Below are 23,828 nucleotides of genomic sequence, written 5' to 3'. Positions count from 1 at the left end.
GGATGCAGTCTGTGGGGCTAGCTTAAGCGAATATGGCTCAGCAATCGCAAGGATCACTGGCGAGTGATCTAGGCTAGTCAGTTTAACGGTTACATCGGGGTGCTGACTCAGCTGCTCGCAGACACTACAACAGTCAGGCATCGATACTTCAGTAGCGGGACTTACTCGATGGCAGTCGGGCATATCCATCACAACAGCTGTTACTAGTTTAGGCTGTTCTGCGGACATATTTCCCGCCCAAGCCTGTACCTGACATAAAGAAAAAACTGTCATGACAACGCTCATGATGAGCGAGATGGCTTTGCGTTGGAGACGAGTCATTGGATAATCATAATGAGCAAACTAGGGTTCCTGCAAGTTAACAATTTAACTAACTCTCACTCACGCAACTCTTTCAATGCTGCCCGCATAATCTGCGCAGTACCCTCAGGGCAAGTAAGCGGCAAATCATACTCAGTCGTTAAAGTGCATAGGTCTTCAATTTTACCTATCGTGACATTGAGCGCCACACACTATTAGGGGAGTGTCATGAAGTCTTGGAACAATCTTGCAGCAATCACCGTAGGACTAAGTCTGCTAGTCAGCGGCCCTGCTTTTGCTAAAAAGCCCGACTTTACTGAGCATGGTGCGGATCACTCAGCACATCATGAGCAAGGAAAAAAGCAGGATAAAAACCAATACACCAGCTATTTCGATCAGAGTAAGTCTAAGAAGATCAACGACTATTACAGCACCCAAGCTAAAAAGTTTGGCCATTGCCCTCCCGGCTTAGCGAAGAAAAACAATGGCTGCCAGCCTCCAGGGCAAACCAAGAAATGGGCGAAAGGTCAGCCACTACCAGCCGACGTGGTTTATCACAACCTACCTCGCAACTTGCTAGCTGAGCTAGGCAATACACCGGCTGGTCAGAAGGTTGTACGCGTAGGAGAAGACATTCTGCTCATCAATGCTGTGACTGGTTTGGTTATCGATGCTATCGAGCAGGTCTTTCAGTAAGGTTTTAATGCTACTGAGTCAGTGCTGTGTATGCAGCGCTGACTCAGCTTTAAACCTAAATTGTGCCCGAGATTAGTTGACCACTCTCTTTCTCATGCGAATAAGAGCATATGCTCAAAGCGCGACAATTATGCTCTGTTGAATAAGCAAAGTTAGCGCTGTGTGATAAATCTCAACTACATCAGCTCAATGCCATATCGTCTCAACACCCAAGAAAATAGCACAAAGCAAACAATAGACAGTGCAGCACAAGCTAACAGCGTTAACCAAAATCCTAGCCGAGATAGCAACATTGGAAATGCTAGAAACATTGGCAGCGTTGGTATCACATACCAAAATGTATACCACGCATGATTTGCAATTTTGGCCTCTGGTTGATTCTCTAGATATAACCAAATCAGCGTCAAAATCGTCACAAGAGGCAGTGCAGCCATTAGGCCACCTAGCTTGTCACTACGTTTTGCGGCCTCAGATATCAGAACCACTAAAGCTGCAGTAATTAAGTACTTAGTAGCCACCCAAGCCATTCTATTTTCCTTTGTGAAATCGACTAGGTAAGCCGCCACATATTTGCGGCCTACCTGCCTCAGCTCGTCTTAGCTCGCATGGTTGCTTACACCAATATAAGCATTGAGAGAGTCCCTAACCTCAGTTAGGCTAAAGCTCTCCGGTGTGATTAGCTCCAATGGGATTTCCAAACTCATCGACAAATACAAACAGTTTTGATTTGCTTTGATCGGCTGTTTTTGGGCTAGAAAACACTACAACCCACGCGTCTCCATTTGAAGTAGATCGCTTTTGCGGCGCACTACCCTTAGCGACACCCCACTCGGAAGAGATTTGTTTTGAGCGAATAAGTTGCTGTTTAACATTCGCTGCCTGTTGAATCAGTTGCACTTTGGAGGCTGGCTCCGCGACACCATGACTATGGCTGTGGCCAGTGCCGGCAAAAGCTTGACTGTTTAACGATAACGAAATGGCCATAACCGCTGTAATAATAGTCTTACTCATATGATATCCCTTGAATTTTAAAAATTACTGCTTAAATATTTTGCTATAAAAACCACTCGTTTTCAGAGTAACGGTCACACTGGTATTACCTCTATTACGCCAATACCAGCCATGGGTACCATCAAATGGAGCCTCAAAGTCTCCGCTTGCCGTAAGCTCATTTCTCCCTTGCCAATAACTAGTGAAATTATCACCATCATTTAAACGCTCACCATGCATGTCAAAGTTCACTGGACCATCTGCAATCCAGCTAAAAATAAGGTGATCACCAGCACTCATTGCCGCCTTTACCTCAAGACCCTCATTTGGGCTTAAAGTAATTTTTGTAGTATCTGACTTTAGCTCTTTCGATGACTTCCACACCGGGCTTGCCGAAACTGCCAACAAATTTTCTTTAGCGGCTGGCGCAACATCCAGCGAAACTGGTTCAGTTACGTCCTCTGAGCTGAGCAAGGTAAGCCCCATTTTCTTTCCTAGTCCTGTTGGATCAATGCCGTACTCTGCTGGCAGAATAATGGTGAACAGAGCTAGTGCCGCGATCAATAACGCAATGCCAGTTGCTTTGAATAGACTGCTGTTAGACGGCAGTTCTTGACGATTTAAATTGGTAATGTCTTGCACAATTAATCTCCTTAAGATGATGTATATAGGCCAATCAGCTGATATCCCATCAGCATGAAACCGGCACTCATTAAAAGCACATTGGCTGCGAATGCTTGGCGAGGGAAAAAGTCTGTTCTGCGCCAAAAATTCATCACAATCAGAATGACACCCAGTGCCATGAGCTGCCCTATCTCCACCCCAACGTTAAACGCAATAATGTTGGGGACTAGCCCATCATCGGATAGCCCAAGGTCTTGGATTTTCGTAGCCAGTCCAAACCCATGAAAGAGTCCAAAAATGAGAACAGCCGCCTTGGTATTAGGCTGAAACCCAAACCAACGGCGAAAAGCACCTAAATTATCAAGTGCTTTATAGACTACGGAAAACCCGATAATTGCATCGACAACATAGGGGTTAACATCTGTCTCGCTGAGTACGCCATACAAAAGCGTGACACTGTGACCAACAGCAAACAAAGTCACATAGATGCCAACATCCTTCATTCGATATAGAAAGAAAATGACACCTGCAAGAAATAGCAGATGGTCATAGCCAGTAACCATGTGCTTAGCACCTAAATAAATGAATAGAAGTAACTGCATGCCGTTACTTCTTTCAAGAAATGCTTTATCACCTTCGGCCACACCATGAGCAAATGCATCTGGCATTAGCATCAGGAACATAAGACTGATTGATAAAAACCCAAAGGCCTTAACACCAAGCATTGAGCTTAAGTTTCTAGATACGCGCTCTATGCCGCTAGAACTTAGTAATGAAAAATTAATCCTCATGAGCAAGGTCCCATAAATAATGTCCATCCACTAGTAATAAGTAATACGCCCTTAAGGCAGAAACCTTTGCATCAAGTGCTGCCTCAGCTGCAGCAATATCTTGGCGCTGTGACAGTAGCCGTGACTGTAGGTCAGCCTCGCCTAGGCTGTATGCCTTTGTCATCAACGCGGCACTTTCCTTTGCAGCCGACGCCGCATCTTCAGCAGCAAGCCAAGCACTATGACTGCCATGAGCAGCGGCATATCCTCCCTCTATCTCAGCAACTAGCTGACGGCTCTCGCTTTCCAACTCTTGCTCAGCTAAAGCCACGGCCTGTTGAGCCTTTTTCGCCACAAGAGAGCGATGACTCCCCGGAATAGGAATAGAGACATTGAGGCCGATGACACGTTCCTGCTGGAACACTTCAGAGCTCGTAAAAATACCTACCGTTGGATCTGGTAAGCGATCAGCTTGAGCACGCTCAGCTTGCTGGTTAAGCCTCTCTACTTTGGCCCTAGCAATTCGAATAGGATCACTGTGTTCCAAAATACGTGCACGCCACTGCACCAGATCTCCCTCCGGTAATACTGGGTCAGCAAGACGCGGTGGTGAGGTGGTATCTATCCCAGGAAAATGAGCCTGCAGACGAGCGATGGCTTGAGCCTCGGCCGCTTTAGCCTCGCTTTTCATGCGTCGCGCTACCGCCAGCTCTGTTGCAGCTAAACTGCTCTCTAAACGAGATGCATCGCCAGCCTCGACTCGCTTGCCAACCGCCTGTCGACTAGCCAAAACTAGCTGCTCTTGCTCCTGCAATAGACGATGACGCTCGATAGCTCCTAGCCACAACATCCAGCGCTCTACCAACGCTCGGGCTGCCTCATGCGTAGACTCACCAATCCCAGCCTCAGCCTCACTCAAGCCAGCTTCGCCGATGCGTTTATCCAGCGATGCTTTGCCTGGCAGACGAAATGGCCTCTGAAGCTCGACATTCCATTCGTTTGATTTTCCTCCTACGTCATAGCGGCGCTGCTGACCACTCAAACGTACCGACCACTCATAATTGGAAGCTCGTAAATGGCGCGCATCGGTCTCAGCCATGCTTTTTGCCGCACGTGCACCTTTGACATGTGGATCAAGACTCAGTAATTGTCGAGCCAAAGGAGTCGGCGGCAGGTCGGGCGGAGTCGGAAACTCATCAGCAAAAGCTGCGGGCATAATCAATAACAAACCAAGAGCCAAGAATGACTTCATTTGATTTCTCCAGAGTCCGCGACAGGAATAATCCAGTAGCGCAGACCAACATCATTGAATTCGTCACGTAAAATAATCATCAGCTCCTCAAGCTCGCGTGCAGTAAGCAAGATTTGAACTTGCACACTTTTGCTTCGCCCCATCACTAGCTCAGCTGGATTAAATAGCTGATGATCGAGGCCATGACTGGCAACTTCTTGGCTAGTGAATACAGCAGACGGACAAGTAATCAGCAGTTGATCCAGCAGCTTCTCGTCGAGCTCTGGCGAGCACACCAACGTCAGTATCAGCGACTTATTCATGAGGTAACTCCTGATGAGCATAGGCAAAGCGCTGATATAGGATTGGCAGCAAAATAAGCGTCAATGCGGTAGCCGTAATCAGACCGCCGATAACCACAATGGCAAGTGGCCGTTGAATTTCGGAGCCTGGCCCGGTAGCGAAGAGCAGAGGGATTAAGCCAAAGGCTGTAATCGAAGCAGTCATCAAAACGGGTCGCAAACGTCGTCTGGCACCCAGTCGAACACTTTCGCTTAGGCTTACGCCTTCTTCACGCAACTGATTAAAGTAGCTGACCAATACAATGCCATTGAGTACAGCAATACCTAACAGAGCAATGAAGCCCACTGACGCAGGAACAGACAGATACTCGCCTGTTAACCAGAGCGCGACGATGCCGCCAACGAGTGCAAAGGGAATATTGCTGAGCACGAGCAGTGCTTGACGAACTGATCGGAAGGTAGAGAAAAGTAAGAGGAATACCAAACCAAGAGCCAAGGGCACTACTAGCATTAGCCTAGCCGAGGCTCTCTGCTGATTCTCAAACTGCCCCCCCCAACTAATGCGATAGCCGGTAGGTAACTTTATCTTCGTCTTCACGACGCTCTTAGCGTCTTCCACAAAGCCAACTAGATCTCGACCGGTAACATTTGCAATGACAACGGAGTAACGGCTACCGAGCTCACGGTCAATTTTGACGGGACCATTAGTTCGCTCTAATTGAGCTAAGCTAGTCAGCGGGACACTATCTCCGGATGCCGTAGTGACATGCAGTGCGGCGAACTCAGTTGGTGACAGCCTCACCATTTCGGGGCCACGCACAATCAATGGTGTACGCATACCGTTCTCGATTACGGTACCAGCGCGCATACCCTCGACCTGTGTACGCAACACATCTTGCACATCTTCTACAGAAAGTCCGTAGCGACCTGCGGCCATTCGATCCACTATCACGCGCAAATACTGCACACCTTCATTCTCTACGGTGTAAACGTCCTGATTGCCCGGAACGGTCTTGATCAGCTCTTCAATCTGTCCAGCCAGTGAGTTTAGTGTGGCTAGATCAGGACCGAATACTTTGACCGCAATATCGCCACGGACACCGATGATCATCTCGGAAACACGCATGTCGATGGGTTGAGTAAAGCTGTATTTGATGCCCGGCAACTCATCCAATACTTGACGCAACTTGACGATTAACTCTTCTTTTCCATCCATGCTCCACTCATTACGTGGCTTCAGGATCAAAAAAGTGTCTGTCTGGTTTAGTCCCATCGGATCTAAGCCGATTTCATCCGAGCCCGCACGAGCCACTATGCCGGTAACCTCTGGAATGGCACTCATGATGGCTTGTTGTACCCTCAGGTCTAACTCTGCCGAAGCTTCGAGGCTAATCGACGGTAGCTTTTCGATACCGACAATAATGTCGCCCTCGTCCATCGTCGGCATAAAGGTTTTACCGACTTGGCTATAGACACCTAAAGCGGCAATGAGCATCAGGCCAGCACCGCCCATGACTACTTTTTGATGCTTAAAAGACCAGTCAAAAATTGGCTCGTACCAAGACAACAGCTTTCTTGGCAGCCATGGCTCCTCATGATTTACTTTCTTTAAGAGGTAGGAAGAAAGTACAGGGATGATTGTCAATGACAGTAGAAGCGAAGCCGTCAATGCAAATACGATGGTCAACGCCACCGGCACAAAAAACTTTCCCTCCAAATCTTGCAAAGTCAGTAGCGGCAAGAAAACAGTGATGATAATCAAGATACCCGCTGTCACAGGGACCGAGACCTCTCGCACCGCACGATAAACAATATGCATACGAGGTAGCTTGCCTGCTGTGCGGTCATGGGCCATATGCTGAACCACGTTCTCCACAACAACGACGGCACCATCCACGAGTAGGCCTAGCGCAATAGCCAAGCCACCCAAGCTCATCAGGTTTGCGGACATGCCAAAGCCATGCATGAGGATGAAGGTTGCCAGAGCAGCCAGTGGTAAAATCAGTGCTACCGTCACCGCTGCTCTGAGATTCCCAAGAAATAGCCCCAACAGCACAAGCACCAACACAGTTGCCTCTAACAAGGCTTTTGCGACAGTGCCCACCGCTTTCTCAACTAGTGCTGCGCGGTTATAGAAAACCTCAAGTCGTACACCCTTGGGCAGACTAGGCTGAATTTCTGCTAGTTTCTGTGTAACACCTTCGACAACTTTCTGAGCGTTGGCTCCCGCAAGGCCAAGCACTAAGCCCTGAACAGCCTCCCGCTTACCATCTTGTGTTACGACACCATAACGAGTCAGCGTGCCAATTCGAACGTCTGCAATGTCTCCTAGGCGAACGGGAATACCATCATTCGCCTTGATGACGATGGCACGCAGATCCTCCAAGTTCTTAATGCTACCTTCGGCTCGAACCAGTAGCACTTCATCGCCTTCACCTAAGCGTCCCGCTCCATCGTTACGATTATTGGCTTCGATAATGTCCCTCAAGCCTTGAAGCGTGACACCTGTTGCCGCCAATTTCACCGCATCTGGAATCACTTCGAAGCTGCGAACGACACCTCCAAGGGCATTAACATCGGCGACTCCTGGAACCGTACGCAGCGCAGGTCGAATCACCCAGTCGAGGAGGCTACGTCTCTCGGCCAAGCTTAGATTTCCTCCCTCCACCGTGAACATAAACATTTCGCCCAACGGAGTGGTGATAGGAGCCATACCTCCACTGATACCACTCGGTAGATCGCCCATGATGCCGCCTAGACGCTCAGCAACCTGCTGTCTAGCCCAGTAAATATCTGTGCCATCCTGAAAATCGATCGTGACATCTACAAGCCCGTACTTAGTGACAGAGCGTAAAATCTTCTGCTGAGGTATCCCCAACATTTCCACTTCAATGGGTATAGCGATACGACTTTCAATTTCCTCCGGCGTCATACCCGGAGCCTTCATAATGACTTTTACTTGAGTGCTGGATACATCAGGAAAGGCATCAATGGGCAGTTGGTGAAAGGCGTACCAGCCCGCACCAGCCATAATGATGGTCGCAATCAGAATGAATAAGCGTTGCGCTAATGCAAATTGGATCAGACGAGCAAGCATGTCATTCGCCTCCGCTCTCGCCCAACCAAGCAGCCTTTAGTGTCACTACACTTGAAACAGCAACTTGATCACCTGCTTTTAATTCGCCTTGAGCACGAATTTTTTGACCTGCGCTCGCGATGATTTTCACTGGCCTGACTGTGAAGCCTTTTGCAGTTCGCACAAAAACGTAGGCGCTCTCCCCTTGGCGCGCTAAAGCAGCTAACGGCAAGCTCCAAGATCCAGCCTCCTGACTCACTGGCAAGGCTACTTGAATGAACTCACCTGCACGCAAGTCGGACGCTTTCGACAAGACTCGAGCACGTACTGTCACGGTTTGAGCGCTACCGACAACAGAGCCGATACTGGCGACTTGAGCCTGTACATCTCGCCCAGGAATAGTAACTTTTGCTTGTAACGAAATGCTGTTGGCTTGAGCAGAAGGCAATTGAATATCAAGCCATAAGTCGCCTAAAGCTGCGACGGATAGCAATGGGCTTGATGACTCCACTCGCTGCCCTGGTCGGGCTGAAACACTCATTACAACGCCTGTTGTATGAGCCACCAAGGTCAAACTATCTTCCAATTTATTGGTGCGAATGATGCGCTCAATGCTTGGCGAACTCATGCCAGTAAACGCCAAAGCGGCGCGTGCCTGACTTAAAGTAGCTGCGGCATCAATGCGAGCACTGGCAGCTTCTTGTTGGCGGCGCTCTGAAATAATACCTTCCTTGAGCAGGCGATCCTCACGAGCTGCAGTCCGCCCTGCTAGCCTAGACCGATTAGCTGCCTGAAGCAGATCTAGCTGTAGCTTGGCCAGCTCTGGACTACTAATGCGCAGCAAGAGCTGCCCTCGCTTTACGGCTTGACCTGGCTCCACTAAGACTTGGCTTATCATGCCGTTTACTGGCGCGCTAACGACAAACTCACTACCAACGGGCAGAACAACTTTTGCTGGATACAACGCCTTGCCGCTTTCACTTGAAGCAGTCAAAGGCATAAGTGTGATGCCTATTGTCCGTAACTGCTTATCGCTAACTAAAATTTCTGATGCTGGAGCTGCTAGCAGTCCGCCTGAAAATGCACAGGCATACGCCAGCACGCACAGCATAAAGCTGCATCGTTTTGGATGGTTCATTTGTCATTCCAATAAAAATTAGGCAAATGCCTTGGAAATATATGTTGGGAACACTTAGCGACTCAGTCAGTCGCAGATATTCGCTTTCGCGGCAGTAAAAGTTGCGCGAAACGAAGTGTGACCACAGAGAGTTGTGGTCTGAGGAGTGGTATTAAATCAGAAGCAGAATAGTTCGGAAGAACGACAGAGTTTGATTTCGAGATAGTGGTGGAGGCTGCGCAGATAGCTGGCTGACCAAGGAGAAGGTCGTATGAATTTGCGATAAGGCAGCAGGAATGGTTGTAAGAGCTACTTTGGCCAATTCTACTTTATTTAGAATTGATGCCGGAACCAAGGTATCAGCCTGATCTGGCATATCTAATATGTGATCGAAGTGCTCGTCAGTGCCGACCGCAGTGCTGGTTACTGACTCGTGATTGCCAGTGTGGTGATGCAAAACTACTCGTTGCCCAGAGCCTTCTATCGAGGAAGATACTTCATGATGGTCAACTGTAAGCCAGGCCATCAGGGCAAATTCGGACAAGCCGACAGCGACCCACAAGTAGGCAAACAGACTGAAACAATGAATATATCTAGAAGATTGCATGCAACCACCCCAAGAGCATGTAGCGGATACTATAACGATATCAGCTTGCTTAACAAGCACAGCCAAGGTACTGATAAGTTAACTTGTCAGTACCTTGGGCTCGTACCATTTTCAGTCAACTGGTCGCACTCGGCTTATTATAATCGTGAGCAAATGCGAAAAATGAAGTGACAAAATCGTATGCTCACTCGTAACTTTTTTGTACAAATTTGTGAGCGCATCGACACTTAGACGCATCTCTCGACTTGAGTACTGCAAGAATTCATAGCTACTTGGCAAGGCGAATCGTCGCAACCACCGATCTGCACGTCGCGAGCGCAGCCGTCTTGCTCCGACGATAATGGCCTGCTGAGATTAGATGTCTTCTGGCAACCCACACTGGACTTAACCCACTAGCGAGATGGATATAAGCGAAGCATAAACTGTGTCTGGCATTACTTGACCACTATAATTTCAATGAGGTGTGCTAATGAAAAGGAACGAGAATGATAAGGTCAGCGTTAGCTCTGACCTTATCATCCTTGCTTCACTAACTGCACAGTAGAAAGCGGAGCTAGCTGCGCTGAAAAATAAACCCGACTCAGCTATTGATTACACTGATATTCCTGAACTTGGCGAGGATTTTTGGGTGAACGCTATACGGCTAGGACAGGAGAACAAAAAGTAACTCACGCTAGGAGTTGATGCCGATGTGCTGGACTACGTTAAGCGGTACTGACAAGTTAACTCAACCCAGCGAGCTATCTTGTCAGCAACTTATTTAGGTCGACCTCAACGGCATAACTGTACGCTGAACGTGCTGCATAGCTTGTGCGAGATCATAGCTGCTCTGCATAGCAAGCCAAGCCCTGGCTGTGCTGACGCCTGCCATTTCAAGGCGGATGGCTAAATCAGCACTGATTGCTACTCGGCAATTTAACACTCGTGACAACACGCCACGCGATATACCCAATCGCCCAGCCGCATCCGTCAGCGTTATGCCAAGATCCTCAATAACATCCGCACGGAGTAGGCTACCGGGATGTGGCGGATTCATCATCATCTTTGCTCTCCCCTTTGAGTCAACCATGATAGTCGACCAATATACATCACCTGCAGTGCGCTTTGAGGCACCTTAACTTTTACTACTTATTCAAAAAATCTCGACTTCTGAATCCGATTAATTTCTGGGGGGGATTACCATAGCTAGGTCCGAATTTGATACACCACAATCGGATCGACTCATAACTGACAGAGATACCCTTCTCTGCCAGCAAGTCTTCGATATCACGGAAGCTCAGATTGAATCGGTAATAGATCCAGACTGCGTAGCTGATGATGCTGGAGTGAAAGCGATGTCGTTTGTAGGTACTCATACGCGAATTATCACAAGCGGCGAGTTAACTTATCAGTACCAGGCTAATACCATAATGCACCACTGTTTCGACGCTAAACATAGCCAAGTTAATCACCAGCGCAACGATCAATACTGAAACGTGCGCTGGCCTCCGATGCCTTGCTAGCATATTGACTATTGTAGAAATTAGGCCTTCTGGCGCCCTTCTTTCCAATGCTCGATTAATCGATACATTGCCGGCAAGGCTACTAGAGTTAACAATGTGCTAGTAATTAAGCCGCCAATCACAACAATCGCTAACGGTTTTTGCACCTCAGCGCCTGTTCCTGTGGCGAGTGCCATAGGAACAAAGCCGAGCGAGGCAACCATCGCAGTCATCAGTACTGGCCGTAAACGAGACAACGAGCCCTGCTCCACAGCAGTGTTCAATGACACGCCCTCCTCACGGAGTTGATTAATTCGGCTGACCATCACCAAACCATTGAGCACAGCCACGCCCGAAAGCGCAATAAAACCAATTGCTGCAGTAATAGAAAAGGCAATACCAAAAGCCCAGAGCGCAAGGACGCCACCTGATAGGGCAAGTGGCACAGCTGTAAACACTAACAATGCTTGGCGAACGCTACCAAGCGCCATAAATAGCAAGATTAAAATGAGACCAAAGCAAGCTGGGACAACAATCATAAGCCGTGACTTGGCTGCCTGAAGATTCTCAAATTGACCACCCCACACTAACCAACTGCCTGCTGGCAACTGTACTTGCTTTTCAATGAGCTGCTGAGCCTCCTCCACAAATGATGACAAATCACGGCCACGGACATTTGCGGCAACAACTATTCGGCGCTTACTGTCCTCTCGGCTGACCTGATTGAGACCATCTTGCAACGAAAGCGTGGCAACACTGCCTAAAGTAATAAAGCGCTGCTCAGCAACCGTGCTTGCTACAGCCACTGGTAAAGCGCGCAACTGATCAAGATCGGTACGTACAGCCTCAGGCAGCCTAACCATCACTGCAAAGCGACGATCACCCTCAAAAATATCACCAGCTTGCTGGCCACCTATGGCTGCCGTCACCATATCTTGCACATCTCCCATACGAAGGCCCAAGCGTGCCAAAGCATCACGATCGAAATCGATATCGAGTAAAGTTTGGCCCTCAACTTGCTCAACTTTGACTTCACTTGATCCTTCAATACTGCGTAGCGCTTGAGCAACCTGATTAGCGGTAGCGAGCATTTTTGCAAAGTCATCGCCAAAGACTTTGACAGCAACATCGCCGCGTACACCAGATAACAGCTCGTTAAAACGCATTTGAATTGGCTGACTAAACTCGTAGTTATTACCAGGCAACTCAGCCACTTTATGCTCAATGCGTTCGATCAACTCAGACTTAGTCAAATTTGGATTCGGCCATTGCTCTCGTGGTTTTAAAATAATAAAGGTATCCGATGCGCTAGGTGGCATAGGGTCAGCCGCCATCTCAGCAGTGCCGGTTTTGGAGAAAACAAAAGCAACTTCCTTAAATTGCTTCACTGTATTTTCAACCTGCAATTGCATTTGGCTCGACTGTTTAATACCTGTACTAGGAATACGCAGCGCTTGCATGGCGATATCTTTCTCATCAAGCGTTGGAACAAACTCTTGTCCGAGCTGAGTAAAAACCAGTAATCCAATTGCAAATGAGCCTAAAGCAATAGCAATGACTTTCCTTGGCCAACGCAACGACCAAGACAAAGCTGGCTTATACAATGCGTTTGCCCTGCCTAATATTCGCCCTTCTTTTTCCTCTATAGTTCCAGTAAAAAATATGCCAATTAGTGCTGGAATCAAGGTGAGTGACAACATAAAAGCTGCCAATAAAGCCAAAATTACGGTCGCTGCCATCGGGTGAAACATCTTACCTTCAACACCTTCCAGCGCTAGAATCGGTAAGTAAACTGTAATAATAATGGCCTGTCCAAACACCGAAGGCCGAACCATTTCACGCGTTGCAGCCAATACAGCCGATAGTCGCTCCTCAAGGCTCAGAGGCCTCCCCATTCGATGTTGACTAGCCGACAGGCGGCTCAAACAGTTCTCAACAATAATGATAGCGCCATCAACAATTAGACCGAAATCCAATGCGCCAAGGCTCATCAAATTTCCACTAATACCAAGCCTCACCATGCCAGTGCTCATTAGTAAAACCGTCAACGGAATAACCAATGCTGCTATTAGTGCAGCCCGCACATTTCCAAGCATCAAAAAGAGCACAGCAATGACCAACAGTGCACCTTCGCTAAGATTCTTAGCTATGGTCGAGACTGTGGCATTCACCAACTTACTACGATTTAGTACCGTCTGAGCCTCTATACCTGGCGGCAGGCTACGGCGTATCTCAATGAGTTTCTTATCAACCGCTATGGCTACGGTGCGCGAGTTTTCGCCAATACGCATCAAAGCCGTGCCAATAACAGCCTCTTGGCCATTTTCGCTTGCCGAGCCTGTACGCAACTCCTCCCCAATCTCCACTCGGGCAATGTCGCGCATGTAAATTGGCGTATTGCTTCGCGTGGCGACTACGGTATTGGCAATATCATTTAGAGTTTTAAGTCGGCCATCAACACGAACCAGATATGACTCGCCTCGCGACTCTATATATCCTCCGCCGCGACTTTGGTTGGCTACCTCCAATGCCTCAACCACATTGTTCAACGATAAACCATACGCTCTTAATTTCAGTGGATCGGGTTGAACGTGATACTGCTTGGCGAACCCGCCAATACTGTCTACACCTGCAATACCGGGCAACCCCTTTAACTGCGGGCGAATGATCCAGTCCTGCACTGTGCGCAAATAGGCGGCTTGCGCCACTGTACTGCGCAAATATTCACCTTCTGGTGTCAGATAACTACCATCCGTCTGCCATCCCGGTTGACCATCGGTAATCTCCGCACCTTCACCTTGTGGGTGCGTAAATTTCACGGCCCACATATATACTTCGCCTAGGCCGGTAGAGATTGCACCCATGCGAGGTGATGCTTTATCAGGTAGCGCCTCTTTAGCTTCATTCAGCCGCTCAGTGACCTGATTTCTTGCGAAGTAAATGTCAACATCATCGTTAAAAACTGCCGTGACTTGCGAAAAGCCATTCCGAGATAACGACCGTGTTGATTGAAGGCCAGCAATACCTGCCAAGGCACTTTCAATTGGATATGTCACCTGCTTCTCAATGTCCTCTGGTGATAAACCTGAAAGCACGGTGTTTATTTGCACTTGATTATTGGTGATGTCCGGCACGGCATCGATAGGCAGTTTTTGAAGCGAATACACGCCAAAGCCCGCCATCAATAGCACTAGAACGACAACCAAATAGCGATGCGCTAAAGAAAAACTAATGACTTTATCGAGCATGATGATGCTCCTGCTGAGTCTTGAATAAATTAATCATCATGTGCCGCCTCCGATTTACCTAAATCGGCTTTGAGCACAAAGACATTACCCGTAGCAAAACGTTCACCTTCACTTAGGCCATTCAAAATCTCTTGGCGATCGCCGCTACGACTGCCAAGCACAACAGCACGTGGCGTCAACCCTGCAGCCCCCTCAACAAAAACTGATGGCTCATTTTCAATCATCAAAATAGCTGATTGAGGCACACTAACCACCAGCTTAGGCTCGCCCATTTGTATGGACGCGTCGACAAACTCTCCTGATCGCCAATCGCCCTGCGAATTATTAATCTGCACCCGCACAGAGCCACTTCGGCTGGCAGGGTCTAGCTCAGGCTGTACAAAAATCACGCTGCCTTGCGTCTTTTGGCCAGACTTATTACGAACCCAAACTGATTGACCTACACGCACACTGGCCAGCTCACTTACTGGAATAGCTAAGTCAATCCACAACACAGACAGGTCAGCAATTCTAAATAAGAGTTTTTCACTGTCGACAGCCTCACCTATCGTTAGATCCTTACTAAGCAATGTGCCTGAAATTGGGGCTCTTAAACTAAATTTCGCCAAGTGACTACCAGCCTTCAATTCGCGAGCACTTTTCTCGCTGAGCCCTAATGACATTAAACTTTGCTGTGCGCTCTGAACCTCAATACGGGCTTCCGCCAATGCGCCACGAGCAGCTAGATAGTCTTGCTCAGCACTGATTTTTTTCTCCCACAACGATTTCTCACGAGTAAATACCGATTGCGACAAAGCGAAGCGCTCTCGCGCGGCCAAAAACCGAGCAGAGGCATCTGAAAGCTGTGCGCTTTCAATCGTTGCCAAAAGATCACCAGCTCGAACCTTGCTTCCGATTTGAATGGGGGCGGAGCGAACCGTGCCTAATACTGGAGACGAAATACGTGCCTCGCGATCAGTACTCAATACAAGCTGGCCAGGCAAGGCCAATGCCGTGACAAAATTAGCCTTAGCAGCAGTTTCTATTGCCAAACTATTGGCTTTTAACTGAGCCTCATTGAGCTTCACGTATTGAGGGTCAGCATGCTCATCTTCAGCTTGCTCAGTCTGTAAGGCTGAGGTGTGTTGCTCATGCTCCTGAGCTAGCGGGCCGTACTCCATGATGTACCAGACAGCTCCGGCGCCAATCATCACGAAAAAGAATATAAGCAATAAATTTTTGATAATTTTCATAGTGTACTTCCGGCAAATGTAGCAAAGCCAAGCAGCTCATTGAGTGCCGCATCGCTTTGATGAAATGTGAGTCTCGCCGCCAAATATTGGCTCTGTGAGTCGATTAGACTGCGCTGTGCATCAAGCAAATCGAGTAGTGAGAATTTTCCAGCGCTATAGCCTTCTTGAGTCGCCTCGGCAGCCTCACGAGCCACGCGCAATACATTGTCGCGCAACTGCTCAGCCTCCTGATAACTTGCCGTACGTTGTGTCTCAAGTTGATCTCGCTGAGTTCTCCACTGCTGATTAATTAGCGTCCGATCAGCCTCTGCAGCAACAACGTTTGCCTTAGCAGTAAGCACAGCCCCTTGGTTTCGATTGAAGAGTGGAATCGGGACGGACACACCAACGAGGAGACTTTCATCACGAGTGCCAGCATCGCGCTTCATACCCGCAGAGAGTGTGAAGTCAGGCACGCGCTCTGCTTGCGCTAAACGCATTGCCGCCTGCTCCTTTTGCACGCGAATATCCGCCTGCTTGAGTATGGGAGTTTTATCACTCGGCTCATTTGGCTCAATTAATAGCTGAGGAAGCACTAACGCATCATTTAGTGATTCAGTAAGCTCAGCCTCGCCCCATAGCGCTGCTAAGCGCCTTTGCGCTAGTAGTCGAGACTGACTCTGTAACCTCAAAGCACGTTCCGCGCCCCTCATGGCAACGGTTGCTCTAGACAGCTCTATTGGAGAGACCTTCCCGGCACTAACTCGCGCCGACACAGAGTCATGCGTTTGTTTGGCCAAGCCCAGTCTTTGGTCAGCTATATCGAGCTGCTCCTCAGCAGCCACGGCATCGATATATCGTTCACGCGTTAGTCGAATCAGCCGTAAACGCTGAGTTTGGGAATCAAGAGCAGTAAGGGCTTGCTCATCTTCAGCAACTGCCTGGCGAGCACTGCGCTTGCCAGGCAACGAAAATCGCTGACTAAGAGTGAAAGTTGTAGTGGCATCGCCAGTAGAGCGTCGAGTATCGCCAGAGAAATCCTCGAGCACATAGCTCAGCTCTGGATTGGGCAATACTCCGGCCTGCACAGTGCGGCCGGCCGCAGCCTCCTCCAGCGCATTACTGAGGGCTGTTTGTGGATTCTTCGCCAGTACGCGTTGAGTAGCGTCAACTAGACTTAAGCTCGCTGCTGCTGTCGTTGAGCACAGCAAAACAGAAAGCAAAGTGAAAACTGAAAAATAGCGGTACATGATAATTCCTTGAGGACAAAAAGTTGGCAGGCACGTGCCTGACTCCAGACGTCAACAGGGAAAATCAAATATGTAGGTAAGCGGTTTCGCGGATAATGATGGAAAACGGCTTTACCGGAGGGCCAGTGCCATCAGGAACTTTCAGCTGAGAAAACTCACCTGAGATATACGCGGGATTGGTATAGAAAGGCTGAATAAGCGCTGGAGGATCTGATAATTGCAACGTCGAATAGAGCGATGCGTGATCGTTGTGGCCATCTTGAGCCTGAAAGTCCACACAGGGTGTCTCAGAGCTTTTCTCATCAACTGCCGAAGGGCATGGCTCACCAGTGTGCTCCCAAACGACCACACCATCAGGCTCAAGGCATAAAGTGTCAGCTAGCGCCGTACAAGAGCTAAACGTCCAATGCAGCAACAGCATCACCATCAAGGATAGTGTTAGCCGGCGCCTCTTGGTTAACTGTTGTGATGCTGACATCATGCTTACACTAGGGCTCTTATAAATTAGTAAATACCAATAGAACTATACACAAATTACATCAAATATTCCGACTTTATCCCCGCATAAAGCCCAAAGACAGCTATCAGTAGGGGGGAGCCTCGCAAACTGGCTCGCAGCTTCTTGGATGGCCAACACTTTTATGCGAGCTTTTCACCGTTTACTAGCAGCCTACGAGCAGTTTTGCCCCAAAAAACCAACACTACTGGAATCAAAATCAGTGAATCAGCTAACCAAACACCATACTGCAAGACTCAGCTGGAGCAAATGACACTTCACACTGCTGCCAAAACCCTATCAGGGATTGCTACCTACACTATTTTCTTAGCAGCCTCATCCCATTACCTACAACTAAAAGGCTAGCCCCCACATCAGCGAACACCGCCATCCACATGGTACCCACGCCCATTAGGGTGAGCACAAGGAACACAGACTTGATACCTAATGCCAAGGTAATATTTTGGATCAATATTGAATGCGTAGCCTGCGACAATTTAACGAAAGCAGGTATTTTACGTAGGTCATCATCCATCAAGGCAACGTCAGCTGTTTCAATTGCGCTATCGGCGCCCAAAGCTCCCATCGCAAACCCAATATTGGCACGGGCAAGTGCCGGAGCATCGTTAATGCCATCACCAACCATACCCACTGTACCTTTAGCGCTGAAATCTTCAATTGCTCTCAATTTGTCTTCGGGCAGTTGATTACCGCGAGCCTGATCGACCCCTACTTCGTCAGCAATTGCTTTAGCAGTATGCAAGTTATCTCCGGTAAGCATCACAGTCTTAATTCCTAAGCGATGCAGCTCAGCGATAGCCATACGGCTGCTATTCTTGACCGTATCGGCTACAGCAAACAGGCATAGCACCTGCTTTTCGTCGACAAGCATCACGACCGTTTTCCCTTGGAGCTCCAACTCACTCAAACGTGCCTCTAGCTCAGGGGAACAAAGGCCAAGATCATGCACTAAGCGATGGTTTCCCAACGAGTACAACTGACCATCAATCAGGCCACGCACTCCGCGACCAAGCAGTGCCTCGAAAGAAGCGACATCTTTCCGCTCAATCTCATATTGATTCACAGCATTTGCTACTGCTCGTGACACTGGATGGTCGGAGCGACCAGCTAAGCTGACTGCCAATTGACGACAGTGAATTGCATCCATATCAGCAAGCACTTTGAAGTCAGTCTGCACAGGCTTACCATGTGTGATAGTGCCGGTCTTATCAAGTGCTAGCCAAACGAGCTTGCGGCCTTCCTCCAAATACACCCCACCCTTTATTAAGATACCCTGGCGAGCGGCGGAGGCTAGCCCACTGACAATAGTCACTGGGGTCGAAATCACTAGCGCGCATGGACACGCGATGACGAGCAAAACTAATGCTTTGTAGATCCAGTCAAACAGATCTCCATTCATCAACAGCGGTGGAAGTACAGCTACCATTATCGCAACGGCGAATACTATCGGTGTATAAACACGGGCGAACTGATCAACGAAACGCTGAGTCGGCGCCTTAGCGCCCTGTGCTTCCTCAACGGCATGAATGATGCGAGCTAGGGTCGTATTACTTGATGCCGCTGTGACTCGGTACTCAAAGGAGCCGGACTCATTGATTGTCCCCGCATAAACCGGGTCACCTTCAGCCTTATCCACCGGCAAACTTTCCCCGGTGATTGGTGCTTGATTCACCGACGAATGACCATTCAGAATTTCACCGTCAAGTCCGATACGCTCGCCGGGCTTTACTCGCACTACGCTGCCTACAGCCACTGTACCGGGATTTTCCTCTTGCCAAGAGCCATCTGCCTGCTGCACAGATGCTGTTTCTGGAGCAAGCTCCATGAGCCCCTTAATTGCATTTCGCGCGCGATCAAGTGACTTAGCTTCGATCAGCTCAGCAATAGTGAACAACACCATCACCATGGCAGCCTCCGGCCACTGCCCCAACGCAAGAGCACCGGTCACGGCGATACTCATTAATGCATTGATATTGAGGTTGCCATTACGAATCGCGACCCACCCTTTTTTATAGGTGGTCAAGCCGCATGCAGCAACGGCCACGATTGCAAAAATAGCAGATAGTGCACTCGGCAACCCGATCCAGCTCACAGTTTCCGACAATACTGCCGCTACCCCAGCCAAAGCTAACGGCCACCAAGAAGTCTTTGCCTCCTTACGATCGACTGGTTTGGCGCTATCAACACTCAACTCAGGTCGAAAACCTAATGAGCGCAGGGCCTCCAACACTTGGGCCAGTGTGTTCGAGGCATGTACTACAGTCAGCTCTCGTCTCATCAAATTAAACGTTAGGCTCTTGACCTGCACCATACCAGCTAGCCTCTTGCGGATAAGCGCCTCTTCGGTAGGGCAGTCCATCTGCAAAATACGTATGGACGTGCTGGTGGTGTCCGTCGTCATTTCCGTTTCTGCTAAGTCGCTAAGTGCAATTGGAGTACTAGAGCAACACTGACCATCTGAGCCATCAAGCAAAACAGAAGGTATTAGGTCGCTACTCTCAATTGCTGAATCTTTAGTGTTTTCAATCTCATGATTTGAGCTTCGGTTTTGCTCAAGCTCACCACCCTCAATGTGATCATGATCTAAATGGTTAGTCATGGTAAATCTCCATTTCTCATCGTATGATTCTCATTCAAAACCCTAAAGTAACTTTAGAGTCAAGCGTATTGGAGTCCAATCAATGAAGATAGGAGAGCTTTCTCACGAGGCACAATGCACCGTAGAAACGGTGCGCTATTACGAAAAAGTTGGACTTCTGCCAGCACCCGCGCGAACAGCAAGCAACTATCGTCACTATGGAAGCGTGCACGTCGATCAACTACGCTTCATTCGCAATTGTCGTGCACTAGATATGACACTGGAGGAGATCCGTGCACTACAGAGTTTTGTCACTCAGCCTGCAGGTGATTGCAGTGCTGTGAATCAACTTCTTGATGAGCACATCGACCATGTCGACTTGCGCATAGCTGAACTGTCCCAGCTCAAAGAAAAACTCAGCGAGCTTAGTCGGCGATGTCAAAACAAACAGTCAATTATAACTTGCGGCATTCTTCAAGGACTGACCTCAATGGAGTCAGAACCACAGCATGATAGACATACTCATCTGTAGTAAGCCAAAACCATCTCATAACGGTACTGACAAGTTAACTTCCAGGCACAGCAAAAATTGACCTTTGCGCCGGTACTGACAAATTAACTTCTTAGCTCAGCAATAGTTGACCCGAACATCGCTACGCAACCACCGCTCTCCACGTTGCAAACGCAACTGTCCTACTCCGGCGATAATGGCCTGCTGAAGTTAGGTGCCTGCCTAGATTAAATAAGTTAGATACTGCAGCATGATTCGTTAGAAATAGTTGGGCCTGGTTCGGAGACTTGAACCGTCGCATTCCTCGCTCTCTTAATCGCGTCGACTCATGCGATTGTTCAGCCATATTGTTGGCGTACTTACTAGTGTCATGATGAGCGAAAGCATTAGTTCGCGTTTAGCAACCCTATAACTTGCCAATTTATCAGTGACTATCGTTCGTGGCGGACCGCCATTGCTGCGTAACAAGCGCTTAAAAAATTGCCTAGCCGCTGCGCCATTACGGCGACTCTGAACATAGACATCGACCACTTCGCCATCTTGATCAACGGCTCGCCACAAGTAGTGTTGTTTTCCGTTTATCTTGATGAATACCTCATCAAGATAAAACGTATCGCCGAATCCGCCGTGCTTATGCTTGAGCTTGCGAGCATAGGCAGGACCGAATTTGATACACCACAATCGGATCGCCTCATAACTGACAGAGATGCCCTTCTCTGCCAGTAAATCCTCGATGTCACGAAAGCTCAGGTTGAATCGATAATAGACCCAGACTGCATAGCTAATGATACTGTGATGAAAACGGTGTCTTTTGTAGGTACTCATACGCGAATTATCACAAGCGTTGAGTTAACTTGTCAGTACCCAATCAACTCAAACAAGCCTTCATTTTCCTTTATATCATCTAAGCTTCCTGCAAATCCCTGAAATGCATCGCCAAGCAAACTTCCTTCATATACTGTTTTACCATCACAAACTGCAACTACTTTAAAAATCACTGATTCTTTCATATCTAGCTACCCTTTATAATCTATAAAATTAATGCGGAATAAACCTATATAATTTATTAATATTACTTTGAAAATCTATCATTCACCCCCCTTATAAAAACCGTAATATATATAAAAACTTTAGCCAAATACTTTATACAGCAAGACTTGCAAGCTTATTTTATTAACTCTTGAGGCCCACCAACTATCCTAGCTGATGGCATCTCTGCCTTAGCAACCTTTATAGCATCGCTTTGATTGAAAGCTTGCACATGTCTTTCACGGTAGCGATTATCTGGAAGAAGCTGGTACTTAACCACCCAAGTTTTTAGCATTAGTTCACCTCTTATATAAAAGCTAAACTCTATATCATCACCGGCTCATATAGTGAGCTTACGCATGATGCCAATATGAAACTGTTAATGGTTACGAATATTCTATTTCTAGAATATTTACAAGCCAATTCTCAGTCTTTTATATTTACAGGTGATAAATTAGCCTCTTTATATCTAGCCATCACATCATCGTCTCCAAATGACCAATCCGTAGGCATTTTTGAATTCAATCCAGCCTTACGTAAAAGGTCGTCTTCTTCCTTTGTAACAACGGTGGCGAAGCAAAATTTTGATAGGAACTCATGGATAGAGATTTGATCAATGGCTTCGAGCGACATCAGCTCCTCAATGAGGACTTTTCGCGGAATCGTATGCTCATGAATCAAGTTTTTAGTCAGTTTATCTTTTGCGTAGCAATCAAGAGCATCGCGTGTCCAGCGCTTATTGCCATGCTTAGCTCCATCAGCTTCTGAAAACTTCCAAAGCATCGTGCTCAGCAACTCCTTGAAAATCCGCCTCCCGTCCGTGGTTTCTTTAAATTTAGACAAGTGCTCTAGTAGCTGTGACGTCATCTCTGATGTAATGAGCCTTATTCGCTCAGCACGCGACAACTGATCTGCCTCAACTTGCTTAATATCAACATGGCCGTTATTAGCTTTTTCTGATGCAATATATGAGGCAATGAAATCAACAATTTCCTCTACATTCGTAAATTCCCAAGTATTTTCTTCTTTGTTGAGCTTGCGCATTACACGCCAAAGCTCACCGTCGCCTTTCCCCATAGAGCGAACATAAAAAGATGAAAATCGAACACCCTTTAGTTGCGCGTCCGGGTCGTATTTGATGGTTATCTCACCAGCTCCACTACTTCCTATATTGCAAGAAGGCAATGCATCTTTAGCAGCCATAGCCAATCGAGCGAGAGAGTCTGCATGTTTTCCATGATCTCGTTCGTTCCAAATCCGCATTTTTACTGCTCCTCTGCCATACCTAAGTGTTGTAGCTCTGCTGTATTTGCCACAGTCATTGGTTTTTCGACTGCGCTGTTTGTTACTCCGAACGGTACGTGAACAGACGGAAGAATCGCCGCCGTTGAATCTAAATGAGCTCTTTGGTCATCAAAGAAAATATGTGAGTCGAGCACGGACAACACTTTTGACTTCTCAATGCCTCCGAGAAACAAAGCTTCATTGACCGTGATCCCCCAGCTTCGCATCGTATTCATTACACGCTCATGAGAAGGAACACCTCTCGCAGTCACAATCGATATTCGAATCCGTGGTTCATAGCTTTTATTAGCTTTTGCATACATCTTTTCAAGTTCTTGAACGCTAGATAACTTCGATAAGAAGCTCTTTAGAGGGCCAGGACTATGTGGGGTGTCTCGCTTGCCATGCTCATGCTTATTAAACTCACCAAGGTCATTATTGGCTTGAAAAACTGACTCTGATTCGTCGTCTGCCAATACGCCGTCAAAATCAAACGCAATACGTAACTCTTTGTCCGCAATGTCATCATTGTTAGCTGAAGGTAATACTTGGCCAGCTGGATATCCGGCATCTATAGCCTGGCGCACATCTGATTCGTTAGCGGAGAGAAACAAACATATTGATAATGCTGGAATGTATTTGTGAGGATTACCACCTTGCAAAAATACTGCGCGCGATATGTCGAGTCCGTGATGCTTGATTGAGTTCATAACTCTGAGCCCAGTCTCAGGATCATTACGGGACAGCAACACCACCTCAATTGGTGGGTCATTTGGCCGAATCTCGTTGATCGACAACAGTCGTTGGATAAAAGGGAACGCCACGCCTTTACCCAAAATATTCAACTGATGTTCACGCTGATACTGACGATAGCCCTCTTCGCCTTTTGCTTTGAAGACACTGTCTGCTTCGAGGGTGTCCTAGACTTTGTGTAACCGGTCTACCAAGCGACACTGTCGCATCAGACCGGAGACACCATGAGCAAGGACAAACCCCCCATCAACGA

18 protein-coding genes and 3 pseudogenes are annotated in these 23,828 nt (G+C 47.9%); 2 read left to right on the top strand and 19 right to left on the bottom strand.

From position 1 onward, the window contains the following. The first annotated feature begins 528 nt into the window (after positions 1–528). Positions 529–996, top strand: a complete 468-nt coding sequence (locus tag DFR26_RS10710; protein ID WP_116208989.1) for a hypothetical protein — start codon at positions 529–531, stop codon at positions 994–996. 176 nt (positions 997–1,172) lie between these two features. On the opposite strand, the gene DFR26_RS10705 is transcribed toward DFR26_RS10710, so the two are convergent. The 15 genes and pseudogenes from DFR26_RS10705 to DFR26_RS10635 all read right to left on the bottom strand — a co-directional run bounded on the left by DFR26_RS10705 (position 1,173) and on the right by DFR26_RS10635 (position 20,019). Then, a complete protein-coding gene (locus DFR26_RS10705) occupies positions 1,173–1,523 on the bottom strand; it encodes a DUF3147 family protein (protein ID WP_116208987.1) in 351 nt (116 codons plus the stop codon). A gap of 130 nt (positions 1,524–1,653) precedes the next feature. Then, complete coding sequence (locus DFR26_RS10700; RefSeq protein ID WP_147300296.1) at positions 1,654–2,007, bottom strand: DUF6488 family protein; 354 nt, start codon at positions 2,005–2,007, stop codon at positions 1,654–1,656. 24 nt (positions 2,008–2,031) lie between these two features. Then, complete coding sequence (locus tag DFR26_RS10695; RefSeq protein WP_116208982.1) at positions 2,032–2,628, bottom strand: hypothetical protein; 597 nt, start codon at positions 2,626–2,628, stop codon at positions 2,032–2,034. A gap of 11 nt (positions 2,629–2,639) precedes the next feature. Beyond that, positions 2,640–3,401 carry a HupE/UreJ family protein gene (locus tag DFR26_RS10690; protein WP_425453374.1) on the bottom strand — a complete coding sequence of 254 codons (762 nt, stop codon included), beginning with the start codon at positions 3,399–3,401 and terminating at the stop codon, positions 2,640–2,642. After that, on the bottom strand, positions 3,391–4,632 hold the full coding sequence (locus DFR26_RS10685; RefSeq protein WP_116208977.1) for a TolC family protein: 1,242 nt from the start codon (positions 4,630–4,632) through the stop codon (positions 3,391–3,393). Before DFR26_RS10685 ends, DFR26_RS10690 begins: the two co-directional genes overlap by 11 nt. Then, positions 4,629–4,934, bottom strand: coding sequence for a DUF3240 family protein (locus tag DFR26_RS10680; protein WP_181899057.1), 306 nt, complete (start codon positions 4,932–4,934; stop codon positions 4,629–4,631). The genes DFR26_RS10685 and DFR26_RS10680 overlap by 4 nt, the downstream gene beginning before the upstream one ends. Then, complete coding sequence (locus tag DFR26_RS10675) at positions 4,927–8,010, bottom strand: efflux RND transporter permease subunit (protein WP_116208973.1); 3,084 nt, start codon at positions 8,008–8,010, stop codon at positions 4,927–4,929. The genes DFR26_RS10680 and DFR26_RS10675 overlap by 8 nt, the downstream gene beginning before the upstream one ends. Before the next feature lies 1 nt (position 8,011). Next, positions 8,012–9,127, bottom strand: a complete 1,116-nt coding sequence (locus DFR26_RS10670; protein WP_116208971.1) for an efflux RND transporter periplasmic adaptor subunit — start codon at positions 9,125–9,127, stop codon at positions 8,012–8,014. A 151-nt stretch (positions 9,128–9,278) separates the two neighbouring features. Continuing rightward, positions 9,279–9,713 (bottom strand): hypothetical protein, encoded by a 435-nt coding sequence (locus tag DFR26_RS11050; protein WP_147300295.1) that lies wholly within the window; start codon positions 9,711–9,713, stop codon positions 9,279–9,281. A 760-nt stretch (positions 9,714–10,473) separates the two neighbouring features. Then, positions 10,474–10,749: a HigA family addiction module antitoxin gene (locus tag DFR26_RS10665; RefSeq protein ID WP_245953067.1), complete on the bottom strand. Its 276-nt coding sequence runs from the start codon at positions 10,747–10,749 to the stop codon at positions 10,474–10,476. A 157-nt stretch (positions 10,750–10,906) separates the two neighbouring features. Then, a pseudogene (locus DFR26_RS10660) lies at positions 10,907–11,068 on the bottom strand (IS6 family transposase); the annotation flags it as partial. 167 nt (positions 11,069–11,235) lie between these two features. Beyond that, positions 11,236–14,442: an efflux RND transporter permease subunit gene (locus DFR26_RS10655; RefSeq protein ID WP_116208969.1), complete on the bottom strand. Its 3,207-nt coding sequence runs from the start codon at positions 14,440–14,442 to the stop codon at positions 11,236–11,238. 29 nt (positions 14,443–14,471) lie between these two features. After that, positions 14,472–15,674, bottom strand: a complete 1,203-nt coding sequence (locus DFR26_RS10650; RefSeq protein ID WP_116208967.1) for an efflux RND transporter periplasmic adaptor subunit — start codon at positions 15,672–15,674, stop codon at positions 14,472–14,474. Then, positions 15,671–16,903 (bottom strand): TolC family protein, encoded by a 1,233-nt coding sequence (locus DFR26_RS10645; RefSeq protein ID WP_116208966.1) that lies wholly within the window; start codon positions 16,901–16,903, stop codon positions 15,671–15,673. Before DFR26_RS10645 ends, DFR26_RS10650 begins: the two co-directional genes overlap by 4 nt. Positions 16,904–17,718: 815 nt before the next feature. After that, positions 17,719–20,019: a heavy metal translocating P-type ATPase gene (locus tag DFR26_RS10635; protein ID WP_116208964.1), complete on the bottom strand. Its 2,301-nt coding sequence runs from the start codon at positions 20,017–20,019 to the stop codon at positions 17,719–17,721. Positions 20,020–20,101: 82 nt separating this feature from the next. On the opposite strand from DFR26_RS10635, the gene cadR reads away from it, so the two are divergent. Further along, entirely contained in the window at positions 20,102–20,530 is a 429-nt protein-coding gene (gene cadR / locus DFR26_RS10630) for a Cd(II)/Pb(II)-responsive transcriptional regulator (RefSeq protein ID WP_116208963.1), read from the top strand. A 121-nt stretch (positions 20,531–20,651) separates the two neighbouring features. Here cadR and DFR26_RS10625 read toward each other — a convergent pair. The 4 genes and pseudogenes from DFR26_RS10625 to DFR26_RS10615 form a co-directional block, all read right to left on the bottom strand. After that, positions 20,652–21,334: pseudogene (locus DFR26_RS10625) on the bottom strand (IS6 family transposase). Between the two features lie 32 nt (positions 21,335–21,366). Then, positions 21,367–21,519, bottom strand: coding sequence for a hypothetical protein (locus DFR26_RS11115; protein WP_181899056.1), 153 nt, complete (start codon positions 21,517–21,519; stop codon positions 21,367–21,369). Positions 21,520–21,964: 445 nt separating this feature from the next. Next, positions 21,965–22,801 carry a hypothetical protein gene (locus DFR26_RS10620; protein ID WP_116208962.1) on the bottom strand — a complete coding sequence of 279 codons (837 nt, stop codon included), beginning with the start codon at positions 22,799–22,801 and terminating at the stop codon, positions 21,965–21,967. Positions 22,802–22,803: 2 nt separating this feature from the next. Next, positions 22,804–23,721 (bottom strand): annotated as a pseudogene (locus DFR26_RS10615) (5'-nucleotidase); the annotation flags it as partial. Positions 23,722–23,828 lie beyond the last annotated feature (107 nt).

It is taken from the genome of Paraperlucidibaca baekdonensis (assembly GCF_003387535.1).
GTDB lineage: Bacteria > Pseudomonadota > Gammaproteobacteria > Pseudomonadales > Moraxellaceae > Perlucidibaca > Perlucidibaca baekdonensis.
This window is presented reverse-complemented; position numbering and strand designations above follow the sequence as displayed.